This is a genomic window from Rathayibacter sp. VKM Ac-2804 (assembly GCF_009866655.1).
Classification (GTDB): domain Bacteria; phylum Actinomycetota; class Actinomycetes; order Actinomycetales; family Microbacteriaceae; genus Rathayibacter.
The window spans coordinates 1535163-1552238 of sequence record NZ_CP047420.1; the positions used below are offsets into that span (position 1 = coordinate 1535163).

Below are 17076 nucleotides of genomic sequence, written 5' to 3' on the forward strand. Positions count from 1 at the left end.
CGCCCCCCACACAGGAGAACAGACATGACCGCGAAGACCACGACTCCCGTCCGCTACTCCCTCACCCTCCTCGCCGGAGCCGGCACCCTCGCCGCCCTCGCCGCCTGCTCGAGCACCGCCACCGCCGGGACCGAGGACGCCGGATCGAGCGCCGCCGCGACCAGCGCGCCCGCCGCGACCTCGAGCGCCGCCGCCTCCGAGTCGACCGGGGCCGCCGCGACCGGCGCCTACGCCGACGGCACCTACGAGGCCGACGGCTCCTACACCTCGCCCGGCGGCAACGAGTCCGTCGGCGTCGAGCTGACCCTCGAGTCGGGCGTCGTCACCGCCGTCACCGTGACCCCCGAGTCCGAGAACCCCACCGGCCAGGAGTACCAGAGCCGCTTCGCCAGCGGGATCTCGGGCGAGGTCGTCGGCAAGAGCCTCGACGAGCTCGACGTGACCAAGGTCTCCGGCTCCTCGCTCACCTCCGGCGGCTTCAACGACGCCGTCGAGACGATCAAGGCCGATGCCGCGGCCTGACTCGACGCACCCTGAGGCGGCGGCCCCCGGCACTGTGCCGACCGCCGCGCGGCGCGTCCTCGAGAGCGCCTGGACCTTCGACGCGATCGGCACCACCTGGCAGATCGACACGGACGCACCGCTCGACGCGGCCGTGCGCGAGCGTGTCGCGGCCCGCATCGAGGCGTACGACCGCACCTGGTCGCGGTTCCGCGGCGACTCCGCCGCGTCCCGGTTGCGCGGCACCCCCGGCGAGCACGTCTTCCCGGAGGAGTCGGTCGAGCTGTTCGCGCTCTACGACGCGCTCTTCGCGCTGACCGGGGGCGGCGTCACGCCGTTCGTCGGCGACGCGCTGGAGCAGCTCGGCTACGACCCGGCCTACTCCCTGGTGCCGCGCGGCCCAGTGGCGCCCGCACCGTCCTGGGCCGAGGCCCGCGGCGGCGGGGGAGCGACGCTCCGCACCGTGGCAGGGGTCGTCCTCGACGTCGGCGCTGCCGGCAAGGGGCAGCTGGTCGACCTCGTCCTCGACGAGCTCGCGAGCGCAGGCGTCGAGCGCGCTGTCGTGGATGCGAGCGGAGACCTGCGGGCCCGCGGTGCCGGCGCCTACCGCGTCGCGCTCGAGCACCCCTTCGACCCGACCCGGGCGATCGGCGTCGCCGAGCCGGGGGAGCGCGCGCTCTGCGCCTCGGCCGGCAACCGCCGGGTCTGGGGCGACGGACTGCACCACGTCCTCGACGGCCGGACCGGCCGCCCGGTCGACACGGTCGTCGCGACCTGGGTCGTCGCCGACAGCACCCTCGTCGCGGACGGGCTCGCGACCGCGCTCTTCGTCTGCCCGCCCGAGGTGCTCGCCGAGCGCTTCGACTTCGAGTTCGTCCGTGTGCTCAGCACCGGCCGGCTCCATTACTCGCCCCGCTTCCCCGGAGAGGTCTTCTGATGATCGGCACCCTCGATCGCGCCCTCGGTCGCATCACCATGTACCGGCTGGTCTGGCTGACGCTCGCCGCGCTCCTCGTCGTCGCGCTCGGCTACTCCGCCGCCGGGCTGATCTTCTTCACCCCGATCGAGATCGCGGCGACGGCCGTCGTGGCGATCGCCTCGACCACGGGGGCGACCTGGCTGATCGCGCGCCTGGTCCGCTCGCCCGCGCATCTCGAGTCCTCGCTGGTCACCGGTCTGCTGATCGCGTTCCTGCTCTTCCCGACCGCGGAGCCGCGCGCGCTGCTCGTCGTCGCGCTGATCGGCGTGATCGCCGCCGCCTCCAAGTACCTGCTGGTCTGGCGCGGGCGCCACCTCTTCAACCCGGCCGCCGTCGCCGTCCTCATCGTCGGCATCGCGCAGGGCCTGCTGCAGGACACGCCGTTCGCCGGCTCGCTGACCGCCGCGGCCTGGGCCCTGCCCACCGGCGCGCTCTGGCCCTGGGTGCTGCTGGGGGCGCTCGTCGTCGTCGCGCGGATGCGCCGCTGGGCGATCGTCGTCGTCTTCATCGCGGTCGCCGGCGCGGTCTCCGTGCTGAACTCGGTCATGAACGGCCAGGAGCCGGCCGCCGCGCTGTCGCTCGTCCTCACCGCGTACCCGTTCGTCTTCGCCGGCGCCTTCATGCTGACCGAGCCGCTCACCCTCGCGCCGCGCCGCTCGCAGCAGCTGATCGTCGCGGTCGTCGCGGCCCTGCTCACGACGGTCCCGTTCTCGCTCGGCCCGCTGCACGCGAGTCCCGAGCTCGGCCTGGTCGCCGGCAATGCGATCGCGTTCTTCTTCGGCCAGCGCCGCCGGCTCTCGCTCGAGCTGCGCTCCTCGAGCGTCATCGCGCCGGGCATCACGGAGTACCGCTTCGCCCCGCGGACCCCGGTGCGCTTCGAGGCCGGCCAGTGGCTCGAGCTCGACGTGCCGCACCGCTCCGACGGCCGGGGGAGCCGGCGCACCTTCTCGATCGCCTCCGCGCCCGCCGACGGCGAGATCGCCGTGGCCATGCGGCTGCCCGAGAAGGCGAGCAGCTTCAAGCGCGCGCTCGCCGGGCTCGAGCCCGGCGCCGTCGTCCGCGCGACCAGCGTCGGCGGCGACTTCGTGCTGCCGGCCGATCCGGCGACGCCGCTGCTCCTGGTCGCGGGCGGGATCGGCATCACGCCGTTCGCGAGCCAGCTGACGGCGATCGCCGCCGGACCGCAGCGGGACGTCGTCGTCGTCTACGCGGCGCCGCGGCTCGAGGACGTGGCCTACCGCGAGCTGCTGCGCGCCTCCGGAGCCCGCGTCGTGCTGGTCTCGCCCGAGGCGCCGACCCGGCTGCCCGAGGGCTGGACCCACGTGGCCGGCCGGATCACCGCCGAGCGCCTCGCCGACGCCGTCCCGGACGCGCCGCGTCGCGTCGGCTTCGTCTCCGGCTCGCCCGCGTTCGTGGATTCCGTCCGCGGCGCCCTGCGCTCGGCCGGTGCGAAGAAGGTCCGCACCGACGCCTTCGCCGGCTACTGATGCCGCCCGGGGGCGTTCAGGGGCGCGATCGAGAGGCCCTCTACACTAACGCGGTGCCGACCCCCGCCGCCTCCGAGACCGCCGCCCCCCGGGCCTCCTCGCGCCCGATCGCCTGGCTGCGCGAGAACCGCGACTCCGCCGCCGTGCTCTGGGGCGGCTTCGCCCTCGTGCACGTACTGCTCTCCCTGCTCGCTCTGTTCGCCCCGGGTCTGCCGATGGGCGACGTCAGCATCGTCTACAAGGGCTGGATGCGGACCGCCGTCGAGGGCGGCGGGCTCGTCGGCTTCGACACGGGCTGGGTCTATCCGATCCTCGCCCTCGTGCCGATCAGCGCCGCCTGGCTCTTCGGCGAGGCGGGCTACGACCTGACCTGGCTCGCCGGTGTGATCGCGGTCGACGCTGCAGCCTTCGCGCTGCTCCTGCACCGGGGGATCCCGGCCCGGCTCGCCGCGGCGCGCTGGTGGCTGCTCTTCCTGGTGCTCCTCGGTCCGATCGCCGTCGGCCGGATCGACGCGTTCACCGTTCCGCTCGCCATCGCCGGGCTGCTCTGGGCCTCGAGCCGCCCGGTGATCGCCGCGCTCGCGCTCACCGTCGCGACCTGGATCAAGGTCTGGCCCGCGGCCCTGCTGGGCGCCGCCGTCCTGGTGCTGCGTGGTCGCCCGCGGCTGGTGGCCGTCGGCGCCGGTCTCTCGGTCGCGATCATCGCCGGCGTGTACGCGCTCGGCGGCGGCGAGTACGTCTTCAGCTTCGTCACCGACCAGACCACCCGCGGCCTGCAGATCGAGGCGCCCGTCAGCACGATCTGGATGTGGCTCTCGATCGGCGGCTGGGCCGGCAGCTACGTCTGGTACGCGGCCGACATCAACACCTTCGAGATGCACGGCCCGTTCACCGACGTCGCCGCGGAGCTGATGAATCCGGCGCTCGCGCTCGCCGTCGTCGGCACCGTGCTGCTCGGCCTCCGGGCGCTGCGGGCCAAGGCGTCCCCGGTGCGGCTGCTGCCGCTGCTGAGCCTCGGACTCGTGCTGGTGCTGATCGACATCAACAAGGTGCTCTCGCCGCAGTACATCGTCTGGCTCGCGCCGCCGGTGATCGTCGGGCTCGTCGTCGCCGGTCGCGACTTCGCGACGCCGGCCAAGCTGACGCTGGCGATCGCCGTCTTCACGCAGATCGTCTACCCCTACCTCTACCTCTTCCTGCTCTACTCCAACGCGGGGATGGTGCTGGCGCTCACGGTGCGCAACGTCCTGCTGCTCGTGCTGCTCGGCTGGGTGCTCCGCGAGCTGTGGCGCACGGGCAGCCGCACGCCTGCCGCCGGCCTCGCCCGCGCCTAGGCTGGTCGGCGGGCCCGGTGGTCGGACCCGCTGGGAGGTCCCTCGTGCTCGTCGCATTCTCCGTCGCTCCGTCCGGTGGTGAGGCCCCCGACGCCTCCGTCCACGACGCCGTCGCCGCCGCCGTCCGCATCGTCCGCGACTCCGGCCTGCCGAACCGCACGACCTCGATGTTCACCGAGATCGAGGGCGAGTGGGACGAGGTCTTCGACGTGATCAAGCGTGCCACCGAGGCGGTCGGCGCCTACGGCTCGCGGGTCTCGCTGGTGCTGAAGGCCGACATCCGGCCCGGCTACTCGGGCGAGATCGACGCCAAGATCGAGCGTCTGGGTCGCGCGCTGGAGGAGTGATCCGCGCGGGAGCGCTCTCCGAGTCGAATCGTTTCGAGTCGCCTCTATTCCTCGCTATCGTGGTCCGGTGACCCACTCCCCGGCCCGGACCCGCCTCGCCCTGCTCGCCCTCGCGATGGGAGGCTTCGGCATCGGCTCGACCGAGTTCGTCGCGATGGGGCTGCTGCCGCAGCTCGCCGCGGACCTGCTCCCGGACGTCTACGCGGTCAGCTCCGAGCAGGCCAACTCGCAGGCCGGGCTGCTCATCTCGGCGTACGCGCTCGGTGTCGTCGTCGGCGCCCCGACCATCGCCGCGGCGGCCGCGCGCTGGCCGCGCAAGCGCCTGCTGCTGATCCTGCTCGCGGCGTTCACGATCGGCACCGTCGCCTCGGCCCTGCTGCCGACCTTCCCGCTCGTGCTCGCGGCGCGCTTCGTGGCGGCCCTGCCGCACGGCGCCTACTTCGGCATCGCGTCGCTCGTCGCCGCCGATCTGATGGGGCCGGGCAAGCGCGGCAAGGGCGTCGCCTTCGTGCTCTCCGGGCTCACCATCGCGAACGTCGTGGGAGTGCCGGCCATCACCTGGGTGGGGCAGAACGCGGGCTGGCGCAGCGCCTACCTCGTCGTCGCCGCGATCTTCGCGGCCACCGTCGTCGCGGTGTGGCTGCTCGTTCCGCTCCAGCAGGGGAACCCGGCGGCGACCATGCGCAACGAGCTGAAGGCCTTCGGCCGGCTGCAGGTGTGGATGACCCTCGCGATCGGCGCGATCGGCTTCGGTGGCCTCTTCGCGATGTACAGCTACATCACCCCGCTGTCGACGGAGGTGACCGGCGTTCCGCTGGGCGCGGTGCCGTGGATCCTCGTCGTCGTGGGCCTCGGGATGACGGTCGGCAACCTCGTCGGCGGCTGGGCGGCGGACAAGAACGTGCGGCTCGCCCTCATCGTGCTGTTCTGCGGGGTGCTCGTCTCGCTGACCGGACTGGCACTGACGGCGACCTCGATCGTCGGCCTCCTCGTGTTCGCGTTCCTCGCGGCCGGATGCTCGGCCGGCGCGTCGCCCGCGATCCAGACCCGGCTGATGGACGTCGCCCGCGACAGCCAGACGATCGCCGCGGCGCTGAACCACTCCGCCCTGAACATCGGCAACTCCGTCGGCGCGGCGCTGGGCGGCGTGACGATCGCCGCCGGCCTCGGCTACGTGTCGCCGATCTGGGTCGGCGTCGTCCTCACCGTCGCGGGCATCCTGCTCGCCTTCGCCAGCCTCGCCATCGACCGCGCCCGCGGCACCGTCGACCCCCTGCGCGACCCGTCCCGTCCCGCGACGGGCGGCGTCCCCGTCAACGCCCTCTAGGGCGGCGCGGCCGCACCTGCCGGCACCGGAGGGGGGGTCTGCAGGCCGCCCCGCTGACGCCGGTGAGTCTCGATACGCCCCTGCGGGGCCACTCGACCAGCATGATTGCGGCGCTGCTCGAAAGGTCTTGCCTGCAGACGAGCCGACCACGGAGCGGCGCCGTCGGAAATCCGCGTGCGAGCGGATTCTCCGCAGCCGCCGTATGACGCTCTGCGGGACGCGCCCACTTCGCGAAGCCGACCGCGGCGCGGCGGGCGGGGACCGCCGCGCAATCGAACTCAATCCGTTTCGATCAGAATCCCGTCGTGGATCGCGCGCTTGCGCAGGGCGACCTTGGTGCCGACGTCGATGCCGACGACGCGGTACTTCTCGCGGATCCGCTTGAGGTAGGACTTGGCGGTCTCCTCGGAGATGCCGAGCTCGAAGGCGACGGACTTGACGGGCTCGCCGCCGCCGTAGAGCGCCATCACGCGGCGCTCCTGCGCGCTGAGCTTGGGTGCTCCGTCGGAGTCGCCGGTGGAGAGCGCCATGTCGAGCTCGTGCGAGATGTAGGAGTGGCCGTCCTTGGCCGCGCGGATCGCCTCGACGATCATGTCGGCGTCCTCGGTCTTGACGAGGTAGCCGAGCGCGCCCGAGGCGAGCGCCTCGCGGACCACGGCCGGCTCGGAGTAGGTGCTCATCAGCACCGTCTTCACACCGGTGGTCTTCAGGGTCGACAGCTTGACCGAGATCGGGATGTTGTCCTTGAGGTCGAGGTCGAGCAGGACGACGTCGACGGGGAACTCGGGGTGGGTGAGCAGCTCCGGCCAGGAGGCGACCGCGGCGACCAGCTGGATGTCCGAGGCGGCGCCGCGGATCCACTCCGTGAGGGCACCGAGGAGCATCTTGTGATCGTCGACCACGGCGAGCGTGATCTTCGGTTCGGCGGTGGAGGTCATCGGTGTCCTTCGGCTCGGCGGGAGGGCGGGGCGGTCGTCACTGCTCAGCGGTCGGCCGGATTCTCGACGTGGCAGTCGATCTCGATCCGGAGCGCGTCGTCGTGGGAGGTGTCGCGGAACGATCCGACCTGTGCGATAGCCTCCCACGTCGCGGGATCGACTCCGCGCACGGGCACGCCCTCGGACTGCAGCGTGAGCGGCACCAGCAGTGTGCGCGGCGGTGCGCCGTCGCCGGGCTCGCGCGGTGCGCCGGCGTCCACGTGCAGGACGACGGTCAGTCCGGAGGCGCCGTCGAGGATCAGCCAGATCGCGGAGAGCAGGCCGTCGCGCTGCCGGTGGCTGAGGAGCCCCGCCGTCCCGTCGGGGTCGTGCAGCTCGACCAGCGGCGCGAGCAGCTCGGACTCCTGGATCGCGTGGTGCAGCCAGGTCTCGCGGCGTCCCTCGATCAGGTGCAGCCGGAGGCTGGTGGCGAGCGCCGCCGCGTGAGCGGCGCGCTGGGGATCGAGGGGGAGGACCGTCGTGCCGTCGCCGACCTCGGCGAGGAGGCGCTCCGCGGCGAGGTCGAGGCGGGCGAGCTCCTCCGAGGCGAGCATGCCGACCGCGTAGCGCGGGCCGAGGGTGGTGCTCTGCACGAGGGCGCGGTCGATCTCGAGCTGGACCATCCGCCGGAAGCCGCGCATCATTACCACCGCGACGACGGCGGGTGCCAGGGTGACGGCCATCGCGCTGACGCGCGCCGAGAACGAGGTCTCGTCGCCGGAGCCCATGGCGCTGTAGGCGACGAGCTCGGCGACCGCGATGACGAGGGCGACGGCGAGGATCTCGATGCTGCGGCGGTGCACGATCATCGCGGCGTGCGCGACGGCGGCGGCCACCGCGGCGGTGGGGACGGCGGAGGACGGGCCGTGCCCGGCGACGGCGATCAGATCGAGCACCACGGCCCCGGCGATGCCGACGAGCAGGGCGAGGTAGGCGGCCCGGGGCAGCCGCTGACCGCTGACGTGGATGGCGACGACGGTCGCGGTGAAGGAGGCCACGAGGAGCAGCCAGGCGAGGACGACCAGCCCGGGCCGGTCGTACTCCTCGACGGTGACGAGGAAGACCAGGAGCTCGTAGACCATCAGCGCCGCCGCGATCCCGTTCAGACCGCTGCCGAGGTAGCTGGTGCCCAGCGTCTCCTGCTGCCCCTTCCTCGCCCCCGCTGCCCGCGGCGAGCGACTGCGAGGCGCCGAACCGACACCGGTCCCGCCGAGGAGCGGTGACGCGTTCTCGGTGCCGGCGCTCACTTCGGCACCTCCAGCACCACGGTCGTGCCCGAGCCGGGCGAGCTGAACAGCCGGGTGCGGCCGCCGACGTCCGCGAGCCGGGCGACGACCGACTCCTTGAAGCCGAGCTTGGTCGCGGGCACGGTGGCGATGTCGAAGCCCGCGCCGGCGTCCGTGACCATCGCGCGGACGGTCTGCTCGTCCTCGGTGATCGTCACGTCGGCCGAGTCGACCCCGGAGTGCCGGCGCACGTTCTCGAGGCACTCGGCGAGGGCGAGCAGGAAGGAGTCGAGTGCGGCGCCCTCGAGGACGACCTCGCCCGAGCCGTGCAGGACGACCTCGAGTCCCATCCGCCCGAACCGGTCGCGGACGTCCTCGAGGGAGTTCGCGGCCGGCGACGCGGTGACGCTGGTGAGCTGGTACGAGCCGGACGCGCTCGGCGTCGGCGTCCCGCCGAGGCGCAGCTGGCGCAGCAGCTGGGCGTCCTGCGCGGCCTGGCGGCGCAGCGCGTCCTCGGAGACGCCGCGGCCGGAGTGGGCGAGCAGGGTGAGCGTCGCGAGCACCGTGTCGTGCAGGAGCCGCGCTCCCTGGCGGCGCTGCGCCTCCGTCTCGCTGGCCTGCCGCTCGACGCGGTGCGCGTTGCCGATGCTGTCGATGCGCCGGACGACCCGCGGGACCGCCGTGCTGATCCAGAGGGCGAAGCCGCAGAGCGTGCCCCAGGGGAGCAGGGTCTGCACGAGGGCGTTCGAGAGCATCGCGTCCGCCGCAACGATCGTGGAGACGAGGACGCTCGGCACGAGGACGGGCAGGAGCAGCAGCAGTCGGCGGACGGAGGTGGTCACCACCACGGCGACGGTGCTGGTGACGGCGTTGGCGGTGCCGACGAGCACGTAGCCCTCGAAGCCGGCGCCGGTGCCGACCGCCACGGCGAGGCCGACGCTCAGCAGCAGGCCGCCGGCGGCGAGGAGGAGCACCCAGAGCATCCGCCCGCTGCGGCCGAGCTGCAGGTGGACGACGGCGAGCCCCAGGATCAGCGCCACGGCGAACGGCACGGCGTCGGCCTGCAGGGCCGCGGGGCCGAGGACCAGCGCGAGCGCCGTCGCGTCGATGAGGAGGCCGATGCCGCACGCGGACTGGCGCAGGAGGCGGTCGCGCTCTCGAGCGCTGCGGACCAACGGCACGGGCACGCTCCTTCCGGTGGGCGGCGCGGGGCGGACCCCCTCCTCACGATAGTCACTGCCCGGGGAGCCGCCGGGAAGAGGGAGCGGATCGGCTAGACCGCGAGCAGCCTCGCCAGGTGCCCGCCGACCGCGTCGTCCTCGATCAGGAAGCCGTCGTGGCCGAACGTCGACGTGATCACCGCGACCTCGTCGCCGTCGATGTTGCCGCGAGCGTGGGCCGCGATGATCCGCTGCCCCTCGACGGGGAAGAGGCGGTCGCTGTCGATGCCCAGCACGAGCGTCGGGCTGGTGATCCGCTCGAGCGCCTCGGCCTCGCCGCCGCGACCGCGCCCGACGTCGTGCGAGTTCATCGCCTCGACGAGGGTGATGTAGCTGTTCGCGTCGAAGCGGCGGGTGAACTTGTTGCCGTGGAAGTCGAGGTACGACTCGACCGCGAACCGGCCGCCGCCGCCGAGCGGGCTGAGTCCGGACTGCCAGCTCCGCTCGAAGCGGTCGTTGAGCTCGGACGGGCTGCGGTAGTTCAGCAGCGCCATCCGGCGGGCGAGCGCGAGGCCGTGGTACGGGCCCTTGCCGTCGCCGGCGTCGTAGTAGGCGCCGCCCGCGAAGGCGGCGTCGTTGCGGATCGCCTCGAGCTGGACGAAGTTGAGCGCGATCTGATCCGAGGTGGCGCGCGGGGGAGCGGCGAGGACTGCGAGCCGGGCGACCCGCTCCGGGTGGTCGATGCCCCATTCCAGGGCCTGCATGCCGCCCATCGAGCCGCCGATGACGGTGTGCCAGCGGTCGATGCCGAGCCGGTCGGCGAAGAGGGTCTGCACGCCGACCTGGTCGCGGATCGTCGTGTACGGGAAGCGCGAGCCCCACTCGTGCCCGTCGGGGGCGAGGGAGGCGGGGCCGGTCGAGCCCTGGCAGCCGCCCAGCATGTTGGGGGCGACGACGAAGTAGCGGTCGGTGTCGATCACGAGGCCCGGGCCGACGAGTCCGGACCACCAGCCGTCGGTCGCGTGCCCCGGGTCGCCGCGGCCGATCAGGTGCGAGTCGCCGGTGAGGGCGTGCAGGACGAGGATCGCGTTGTCGCGCGCGGGGGAGAGCTCGCCCCAGCTCTCGTAGGCGACGCGGACGTGCGGGAGGCGACCGCCGGCCTCGAAGGCGAACGGGCCGATCTCGACGAAGCGGCGTCCGCCGGGGTGGTCGCCCTCGCGCCAGGCCCCGGTGGCGGGCGGCTTGCCGATCACCGAGCGGAGCTGGCGCTCGGTGACGAACGCCGAAGGGACGGTGTCCTCGAGTGTCTGCTGCCAGTCCATAGCGGTGTCCATCGTGGCAGAGTGCGGTGCGGGCCCGGCCTTTGTTACGCGGGGGTGACGCTCCGCTGCCGATCGAGTAGGCGTCGGCGGCAGCCGTGCGCCCCCTCGTGCTGATCGAGGAGGACGCGGAGCGGCCGTATCGAGATCCACCGTCCTGCAGAGGGTGGGTCTCGATACGCCGCTGCGCGGCTACTCGACCAGCATGAAGCGGCTACTCGACCAGCACGTGTCGGCCGTCAGGCGTTCGCGCGGGAGGCCTCGACCACGCTGCGGGCGGCCTGGAGCGCCTGCGCGAGGTCGGCGCGGAGGTCGTCGATGTTCTCGAGGCCGACCGAGAGGCGGACGAGCCCGGGGGTGACGCCGGCCGTGAGCTGCTGCTCCGGGGTGAGCTGCGAGTGCGTGGTCGACGCCGGGTGGATCACGAGCGAGCGGACGTCGCCGATGTTCGCCAGGTGCGAGAACAGCACGAGCGAGTCGACGAACGCGCGGCCGGCGTCCACCCCGCCCTTGAGCTCGAAGGAGAGGACCGCGCCGACGCCCTTCGGGGCGTAGTGGTTCGCCGCCGCGTACCAGGGCGAGGTGGGCAGCCCCGAGTAGTTGACCGTCGCGATGTCGGAGTGGTTCTCCAGGTACTCCGCGATCTCCTGCGCGTTCTGCACGTGGCGCTCGATCCGCAGCGACAGGGTCTCGATGCCCTGGATGAGCTGCCACGCGCTCGCCGGGGCGATCGACGCACCGAGATCGCGCAGCAGCTGGACGCGGGCCTTGATGATGTACGCCAGCGAGTCGCCCACCGCGGCGGTGTAGACCGCGCCGTGGTACGAGTGGTCGGGCGTGGTCAGTCCCGGGAACTTCGCGGCGTTCGCGGTCCAGGAGAAGGTGCCGCCGTCGACGATCGCGCCGCCGATGACCGTGCCGTGACCGCCGAGGAACTTGGTCGCCGAGTGCACGATGATGTCGGCGCCGTGCTCGAACGGGCGGATCAGGTACGGGGTCGCGATCGTGTTGTCCACGATCAGAGGGACGCCGGCCTCGTGCGCGACGTCGGCGACGGCGCGGATGTCGAGGATGTTGATCTTCGGGTTGCCGATGGTCTCGGCGAAGAAGAGCTTCGTGTTCGGGCGGACCGCGCGGCGCCACTCCTCCTGGTCGTCCTGGTTCTCGACGAAGGTCGTCTCGATGCCGAGCTTGGCCAGCGTGTACTTGAAGAGGTTGTAGGTGCCGCCGTAGATCGACGAGGACGAGACGAGGTGGTCGCCGGCCTGCGCGATGTTGAGGACCGCCGCGGTCTCGGCCGCCTGGCCGGAGGCGAGCAGGAGCGCCCCGGAGCCGCCCTCGAGTGCGGTGAGGCGCTCCTCGACGACGGCCTGCGTCGGGTTCTGGATGCGGGTGTAGATGTTGCCGAACTCGGCGAGCGAGAAGAGGTTCTTCGCGTGCTCGGCGTTGTCGAAGACGTAGGAGGTGGTCTGGTAGATCGGGGTCGCGCGCGCCTTGGTGACGGGATCGGGCGCGGCTCCGGAGTGGATCTGCTTGGTCTCGAACTGCCACTTCTCGGAGTCGGTCATGGTGCATCCCATCGCATCGTCGGTTCGGAACGGAGGCCGTTCCCCGTCGCGACGAGCCTAGGTGCGGGCCCTCGGCGCAGCCAGGGCGCTCGACACACGGGGTAACCGCGCCGGATCAGCGGCCGGTGCGGATCCCGGAGGTCGGATGCGGGTCGCGCTTGGACCCGGTCGGGTCGGCGCGGTCGGGCCGCTCGGGCCGCTCGTCGGCGACCGGCGCGAACAGCCACGTCGCACTCGGCTCGACGATCGTGTGGAAGACGGTGCGCGTCCAGCCGAGGGAGAGCACGATCGCGACCACGATGCAGAAGACGATCATCAGCACGAGCGCGAGCGTGCTCTCGGTCGCCGTCAGCAGCCCGGACTCGCGCAGCGGATAGAGGACGAAGCTGTGCAGCAGGTAGACGTACATCGTCGACTGCCCCCACGCCGTCATCGCCGTGCGGCGGCGCGGGATCAGGCTGAACAGCGCGAGCGAGAGCACGACCGCGGTCGCCATCAGCGCCAGCCGGACGAGCCCGGCCCACCAGGCGGTCTCGCCGAGTGCGTCGTACGGCCGGTCGTAGAAGAACCAGTAGCGCAGGTCCGCCGCGCGGAAGGCGTCGATGTTCACGGTCATCACGACGACCGTCGCCGCGAAGAGCGCGACCGCGATCACCCGGGAGAGCAGGATCTGCCGCGGCGTCAGATCGAGCCAGCGGTCCACGAGCAGCCGCGAGCCGGCCTTCCAGCTGCGCAGCCGCCAGCCGAAGACGAAGAACGGCAGGATCCCGATCGCGCGGGCCAGCGAGAACGTCGAGTCGATGTTGTCGTAGTAGCTGACGCCGACCGCGAGGACCACGCTGATCAGCAGCGGCCAGCGCAGCAGTGCGAGGTAGGGGAGGACCAGCCGGAAGATCCCGAGCGCGAGCAGGAACCACAGGGTCCAGCTCGGCTTGGTCGGGTTGAACTCCTGCTTGCCCTCGACGGCGAACTGCACCAGCGTCCAGATCGTCTCCATGATCAGGTAGGGCAGCAGGATGTCGGTGAGCACCCGGCGCATCGCGCGGGCGTTCGGCGCTCCGCCCTTGGAGAAGTAGCCGGAGATGATCGCGAAGGCCGGCATGTGGAAGGCGTAGATCGTCAGATAGACGATCAGCGACGTGTCGGAGTTGGCGGTGAGCCGCTGGATCCCGTGCCCGATCACGACGAGGGCGACGCAGACGAAGCGGGCGTTGTCCCAGAGGGGCACGCGGCGCTTGGGAGGAGTGGGCGACCCGGCGGTGGCGGGAGCCGGGTCGGCGGGCTGCATGCGGCCAGGCTAGCGTTGGCTCCGACGACGGAGTCGATGGTGTCCGAGGCTTGACGGAAAGAGGACGAGCGTGGTTCGACGCGTCGTGGTGACAGGAGCGAGTTCGGGGATCGGTGCGGCGACGGTCCGCCTGTTCCGCGAGCACGGCTGGGACGTGGTGGCGGTCGCCCGCCGCCGGGAGAAGCTCGAGGCGCTCGCCGCGGAGACCGGGGCGAGCGTGTTCGTCGCCGATCTCACCGACGCGGCCCAGGTCGACGCGCTGCGCGACCACCTCGCCGCCACCGGCGCGGTGCACGCCCTCGTCAACAACGCCGGCGGCGCGCTCGGCCTCGACTCGGTCGAGGCGTCCGACCCCGCCGACTGGACCCGGATGTTCGAGATCAACGTGCTCTCGGTCAAGCTCGTCACGAGCGCCCTGCTGCCGCTGCTGCGCGAGGGCATCGCCGACGGGGGCTCCGAGGGCTCGGCCGACGTCGTCACCGTCACCTCGATCGCCGGCCACGTCGCCTACGAGGGCGGCGGCGGCTACAACGCCGCCAAGTTCGCCGCGCACGCGCTCGTCGCGGTCCTCCGCCTCGAGCTCGCCGGCGAGCCGATCCGCGTGATCGAGATCGCTCCCGGCATGGTGCACACCGAGGAGTTCTCTCTCGTCCGCTTCGGCGGCGACAAGGAGCGCGCCGACAAGGTCTACGCCGAGGTCCCCGGCCCGCTGGTGGCGGAGGACGTCGCCGCGGCGATCGTCTCCTCCGTCGAGCTGCCGCCGCACGTCAACCTCGATCTGGTGACGATCAAGCCGGTGGCGCAGGCCGCTCCGCACAAGGTGATCAAGGGCGCGCTCACCCCGAAGGCGTGACAGGCACCGTTCGCGAGGCCCCGTGATGTGACGCGGGGCCTCGCGACGCTCTAGCCTGTCCCTCATGGTTTCCGACGCCGACGACTCCGCCGCCCTCCTCGCCGCCACGGAGAAGGAGGTCCTCGGCTGGCTCGAGTTCGGTGACGCCGCTCGCCATCTCGCCGACGACGTCGTCGCCTCCGGCTACCGCCCGGAGCTGGTCGTGGCCATCGCGCGCGGCGGTCTGCTGCTCGCGGGCGCGGTCGCGTACGCGCTGGGCATCAAGAGCTGCGGCGCGCTGAACGTCGAGTTCTACACCGGCGTCGAGGCGCGACTGGCCGCCCCCGTCGTGCTGCCGCCGCTGCTGGACGAGGCGTCGGTGCGCGGCAAGCGCATCCTCCTGGTCGACGACGTCTCCGACTCCGGCCACACCCTCGCCCTCTCGGTCGACCTGATCCGCGCGATGGGCGCGGAGGTGCAGACCGTCACGCTCTACACGAAGCCGCGCACGGTGCTCGAGCCGGACTTCTTCTGGCGGCGCACGCCGCGCTGGATCGTCTTCCCCTGGTCGGCTCTGCCCCCGGTGGCGGGAGCCCTCGCGGAGGACGACGAGTGAGCGTCCACCTGATCGGCGGCGGTGGCGGTGTCGAGCACGACCAGCAGCTCTACGGCGCGTTCCTGACCGAGGCGCACGACCGCGCCGTCGACGCCGGCCGCATCGAGGGCCCGCGGATCGCCATCGTCGTCGTGCACGACGGGCTCGGGCCCGAGGTCTACGCCGGCTGGGCCGCGACGCTCGCGACCGCCGGCAAGCTCCTCCCCGTGGCCGTGATGAAGCCCGAGGGCGGCCGGATCGACCCGGCGGTCTTCGACGACGTCGACGGGATCTTCGTCGGCGGGGGTCTGACTCCCGCCTACCGTGACGCCCTCGAGGCGTCGTTCCCGCGCCTGCGCGACCTCGTCTCCTCCGGAGTGCCCTACGCCGGCTACTCGGCGGGCGCCGCGGTGGCCGCCGACCGCGCGATCGTCGGCGGCTCGCGGATCGGCGGAGTCGCCGTCGCCCCGGAGCACGCGGCCGAGGAGCTCGACGAGGTGACGGTGCTCGAGGGCATCGGCCTGGTCGACGTCTCGATCGATGTGCACGCCGCCCAGTGGGGCACGCTCGGCCGGCTGGTCGCGGCCGTCGAGGCGGGGCTGGTCGACGGCGGAGTCGCGATCGACGAGTCGACCGTCCTCACCGTCGGCACGGGCGCGCTGCGCGTCCGCGGCGCCGGCTCGGTGTGGCGCGCGAGCGCGGGCGAGGCCGGAGTGTCGGTCGCCACGCTCGCCGCGAGCTGAGCGTGGACCTGCAGGAGCTGGCCGGTGCCGGCCTGATCGACGGCGGCTGGGCGGAGGCGCTCGCCCCGGTCGCCGGCGACATCGCGGCGATGGGCGACTTCCTCCGCGCGGAGACCGCGGCCGGGCGCCCCTACCTCCCGGCCGGCGCGCAGGTGCTCCGCGCGTTCGCTGCGCCGCTGGAGGAGGTGCGCGTGCTCATCGTCGGGCAGGACCCGTACCCGACGCCCGGGCATCCGATCGGGCTGTCCTTCGCCGTCGACCGGCACGTCCGGCCGCTGCCGCGGAGCCTGCAGAACATCTACCGCGAGCTCCGGGACGACCTCGGCGTCGCGCCGCCCGAGCACGGCGACCTCAGCGGCTGGACGCGCAGCGGCGTGCTGCTGCTCAACCGCGTCCTCACCGTCGCGCCGGGCGCTCCCGCCTCGCACCGCGGCAAGGGCTGGGAGCGGGTGACGGAGCACGCGATCCGCACCCTCGTCGCCCGCGAGCAGCCGCTCGTCGCGATCCTCTGGGGACGCGACGCGGCGAACCTCCGGCCGCTGCTCGGCGACTCCGGGATCGTCGAGAGCGCCCACCCCAGCCCGCTGTCCGCGTCGCGCGGCTTCTTCGGCTCGCGGCCGTTCAGCCGCGCGAACGAGCTGCTGGCCGAGCGCGGCGCCGAGCCGGTCGACTGGGCGCTCCTGGACTGACCCGCGCGCGGTCAGCCGCGCGTGCGGCGCTCCTCCGCCCCGGCTACGCTGGCCCGGATCCCGGCCGTCGCCCAGGAGCGCAGACGCCGACCACCACCGCTGAGAAGGAGCGAGATGCTCGAGGAAGAGTACGAGCAGCGCCGGACCCTCCCGCCGCACCTGCGGCGACGGCCCGCCCCCGAGCCGGAGTTCTCCTTCGAGATCCGCGAGGCGCGGGACGCCGATCTGCCGGACATCCAGGAGATCTACAACCACTACGTCCGCAACACCGTGGTGACCTTCGACGAGGACGACTCGACGCTGAAGGAGTGGCGCTCGAAGTTCGCTCGGAACCAGAAGCTCGGGCTGCCGTTCATCGTGGCCGTCTCGCCGTCGGGTCAGATCCTGGGCTACGCGATGGTGTCGCCGTGGTCGTCCAAGCGCGCCTACCGCTTCACCGTCGAGAACTCGATCTACCTCCGCGCGGCCTCGACCGGCAAGGGCCTCGGCAAGGCGCTGATGACCGAGCTGCTCGACCGCGCGAAGGCGGTCGGCATCCGCCAGGTCATGGCCGTCATCGCCGACAAGGGAGCGGAGGCGTCGCTCACGATGCACGCGAAGTACGGCTTCGTCGAGGTCGGCCGGATGGGCCGCGTGGGCTTCAAGTTCGAGCGCTGGCTGAGCACCGTGCTGATGCAGAAGACGCTGAAGTAGCGCCCGGCCGC

17 protein-coding genes are annotated in these 17076 nt (G+C 72.6%); 11 read left to right on the plus strand and 6 right to left on the minus strand.

Translation table 11 applies throughout. The features are described from left to right. Window positions 1-24 precede the first annotated feature (24 nt). The 6 genes from GTU73_RS07195 to GTU73_RS07220 all read left to right on the plus strand — a co-directional run bounded on the left by GTU73_RS07195 (window position 25) and on the right by GTU73_RS07220 (window position 5975). Window positions 25-522, plus strand: coding sequence for an FMN-binding protein (locus tag GTU73_RS07195; RefSeq protein ID WP_160088184.1), 498 nt, complete (start codon window positions 25-27; stop codon window positions 520-522). Next, window positions 509-1438, plus strand: a complete 930-nt coding sequence (locus tag GTU73_RS07200; protein ID WP_160088186.1) for an FAD:protein FMN transferase — start codon at window positions 509-511, stop codon at window positions 1436-1438. Before GTU73_RS07195 ends, GTU73_RS07200 begins: the two co-directional genes overlap by 14 nt. After that, the gene (locus GTU73_RS07205) at window positions 1438-2967 is read left to right on the plus strand and encodes an RnfABCDGE type electron transport complex subunit D (RefSeq protein WP_160088188.1); all 1530 of its coding nucleotides are present in this window, start codon (window positions 1438-1440) and stop codon (window positions 2965-2967) included. Before GTU73_RS07200 ends, GTU73_RS07205 begins: the two co-directional genes overlap by 1 nt. Before the next feature lie 53 nt (window positions 2968-3020). Further along, entirely contained in the window at window positions 3021-4301 is a 1281-nt protein-coding gene (locus tag GTU73_RS07210) for a glycosyltransferase 87 family protein (RefSeq protein ID WP_160088190.1), read from the plus strand. A 44-nt stretch (window positions 4302-4345) separates the two neighbouring features. Continuing rightward, window positions 4346-4648 carry a thiamine-binding protein gene (locus GTU73_RS07215; protein WP_160088192.1) on the plus strand — a complete coding sequence of 101 codons (303 nt, stop codon included), beginning with the start codon at window positions 4346-4348 and terminating at the stop codon, window positions 4646-4648. A gap of 115 nt (window positions 4649-4763) precedes the next feature. Next, on the plus strand, window positions 4764-5975 hold the full coding sequence (locus GTU73_RS07220; protein WP_160091263.1) for an MFS transporter: 1212 nt from the start codon (window positions 4764-4766) through the stop codon (window positions 5973-5975). A gap of 278 nt (window positions 5976-6253) precedes the next feature. Here the strand turns inward: GTU73_RS07220 and GTU73_RS07225 are convergent, their stop codons facing one another. The 6 genes from GTU73_RS07225 to GTU73_RS07250 all read right to left on the minus strand — a co-directional run bounded on the left by GTU73_RS07225 (window position 6254) and on the right by GTU73_RS07250 (window position 13513). After that, complete coding sequence (locus GTU73_RS07225; RefSeq protein WP_123445394.1) at window positions 6254-6913, minus strand: response regulator; 660 nt, start codon at window positions 6911-6913, stop codon at window positions 6254-6256. Between the two features lie 44 nt (window positions 6914-6957). Continuing rightward, the gene (locus GTU73_RS07230) at window positions 6958-8199 is read right to left on the minus strand and encodes a hypothetical protein (protein ID WP_160088194.1); all 1242 of its coding nucleotides are present in this window, start codon (window positions 8197-8199) and stop codon (window positions 6958-6960) included. Next, the gene (locus GTU73_RS07235) at window positions 8196-9359 is read right to left on the minus strand and encodes an ATP-binding protein (protein ID WP_244231801.1); all 1164 of its coding nucleotides are present in this window, start codon (window positions 9357-9359) and stop codon (window positions 8196-8198) included. The genes GTU73_RS07230 and GTU73_RS07235 overlap by 4 nt, the downstream gene beginning before the upstream one ends. Before the next feature lie 92 nt (window positions 9360-9451). After that, the gene (locus GTU73_RS07240; RefSeq protein ID WP_160088196.1) at window positions 9452-10660 is read right to left on the minus strand and encodes a homoserine O-acetyltransferase; all 1209 of its coding nucleotides are present in this window, start codon (window positions 10658-10660) and stop codon (window positions 9452-9454) included. 236 nt (window positions 10661-10896) lie between these two features. Then, on the minus strand, window positions 10897-12225 hold the full coding sequence (locus GTU73_RS07245) for a bifunctional o-acetylhomoserine/o-acetylserine sulfhydrylase (RefSeq protein ID WP_160088198.1): 1329 nt from the start codon (window positions 12223-12225) through the stop codon (window positions 10897-10899). Window positions 12226-12340: 115 nt separating this feature from the next. Next, the gene (locus tag GTU73_RS07250) at window positions 12341-13513 is read right to left on the minus strand and encodes an acyltransferase family protein (protein ID WP_160088200.1); all 1173 of its coding nucleotides are present in this window, start codon (window positions 13511-13513) and stop codon (window positions 12341-12343) included. Window positions 13514-13583: 70 nt separating this feature from the next. Between GTU73_RS07250 and GTU73_RS07255 the strand changes: the two genes are divergently transcribed. From GTU73_RS07255 to GTU73_RS07275, 5 genes are all read left to right on the plus strand, one after another. Beyond that, window positions 13584-14366, plus strand: a complete 783-nt coding sequence (locus GTU73_RS07255) for an SDR family NAD(P)-dependent oxidoreductase (protein ID WP_244231802.1) — start codon at window positions 13584-13586, stop codon at window positions 14364-14366. A 64-nt stretch (window positions 14367-14430) separates the two neighbouring features. Further along, window positions 14431-14961 (plus strand): phosphoribosyltransferase, encoded by a 531-nt coding sequence (locus GTU73_RS07260; protein ID WP_123445400.1) that lies wholly within the window; start codon window positions 14431-14433, stop codon window positions 14959-14961. Continuing rightward, complete coding sequence (locus GTU73_RS07265) at window positions 14958-15683, plus strand: Type 1 glutamine amidotransferase-like domain-containing protein (RefSeq protein ID WP_160088202.1); 726 nt, start codon at window positions 14958-14960, stop codon at window positions 15681-15683. Before GTU73_RS07260 ends, GTU73_RS07265 begins: the two co-directional genes overlap by 4 nt. Next, a complete protein-coding gene (locus GTU73_RS07270; RefSeq protein ID WP_160091266.1) occupies window positions 15680-16372 on the plus strand; it encodes a uracil-DNA glycosylase in 693 nt (230 codons plus the stop codon). Before GTU73_RS07265 ends, GTU73_RS07270 begins: the two co-directional genes overlap by 4 nt. Window positions 16373-16486: 114 nt before the next feature. Further along, on the plus strand, window positions 16487-17065 hold the full coding sequence (locus GTU73_RS07275; protein ID WP_160088204.1) for a GNAT family N-acetyltransferase: 579 nt from the start codon (window positions 16487-16489) through the stop codon (window positions 17063-17065). Window positions 17066-17076 lie beyond the last annotated feature (11 nt).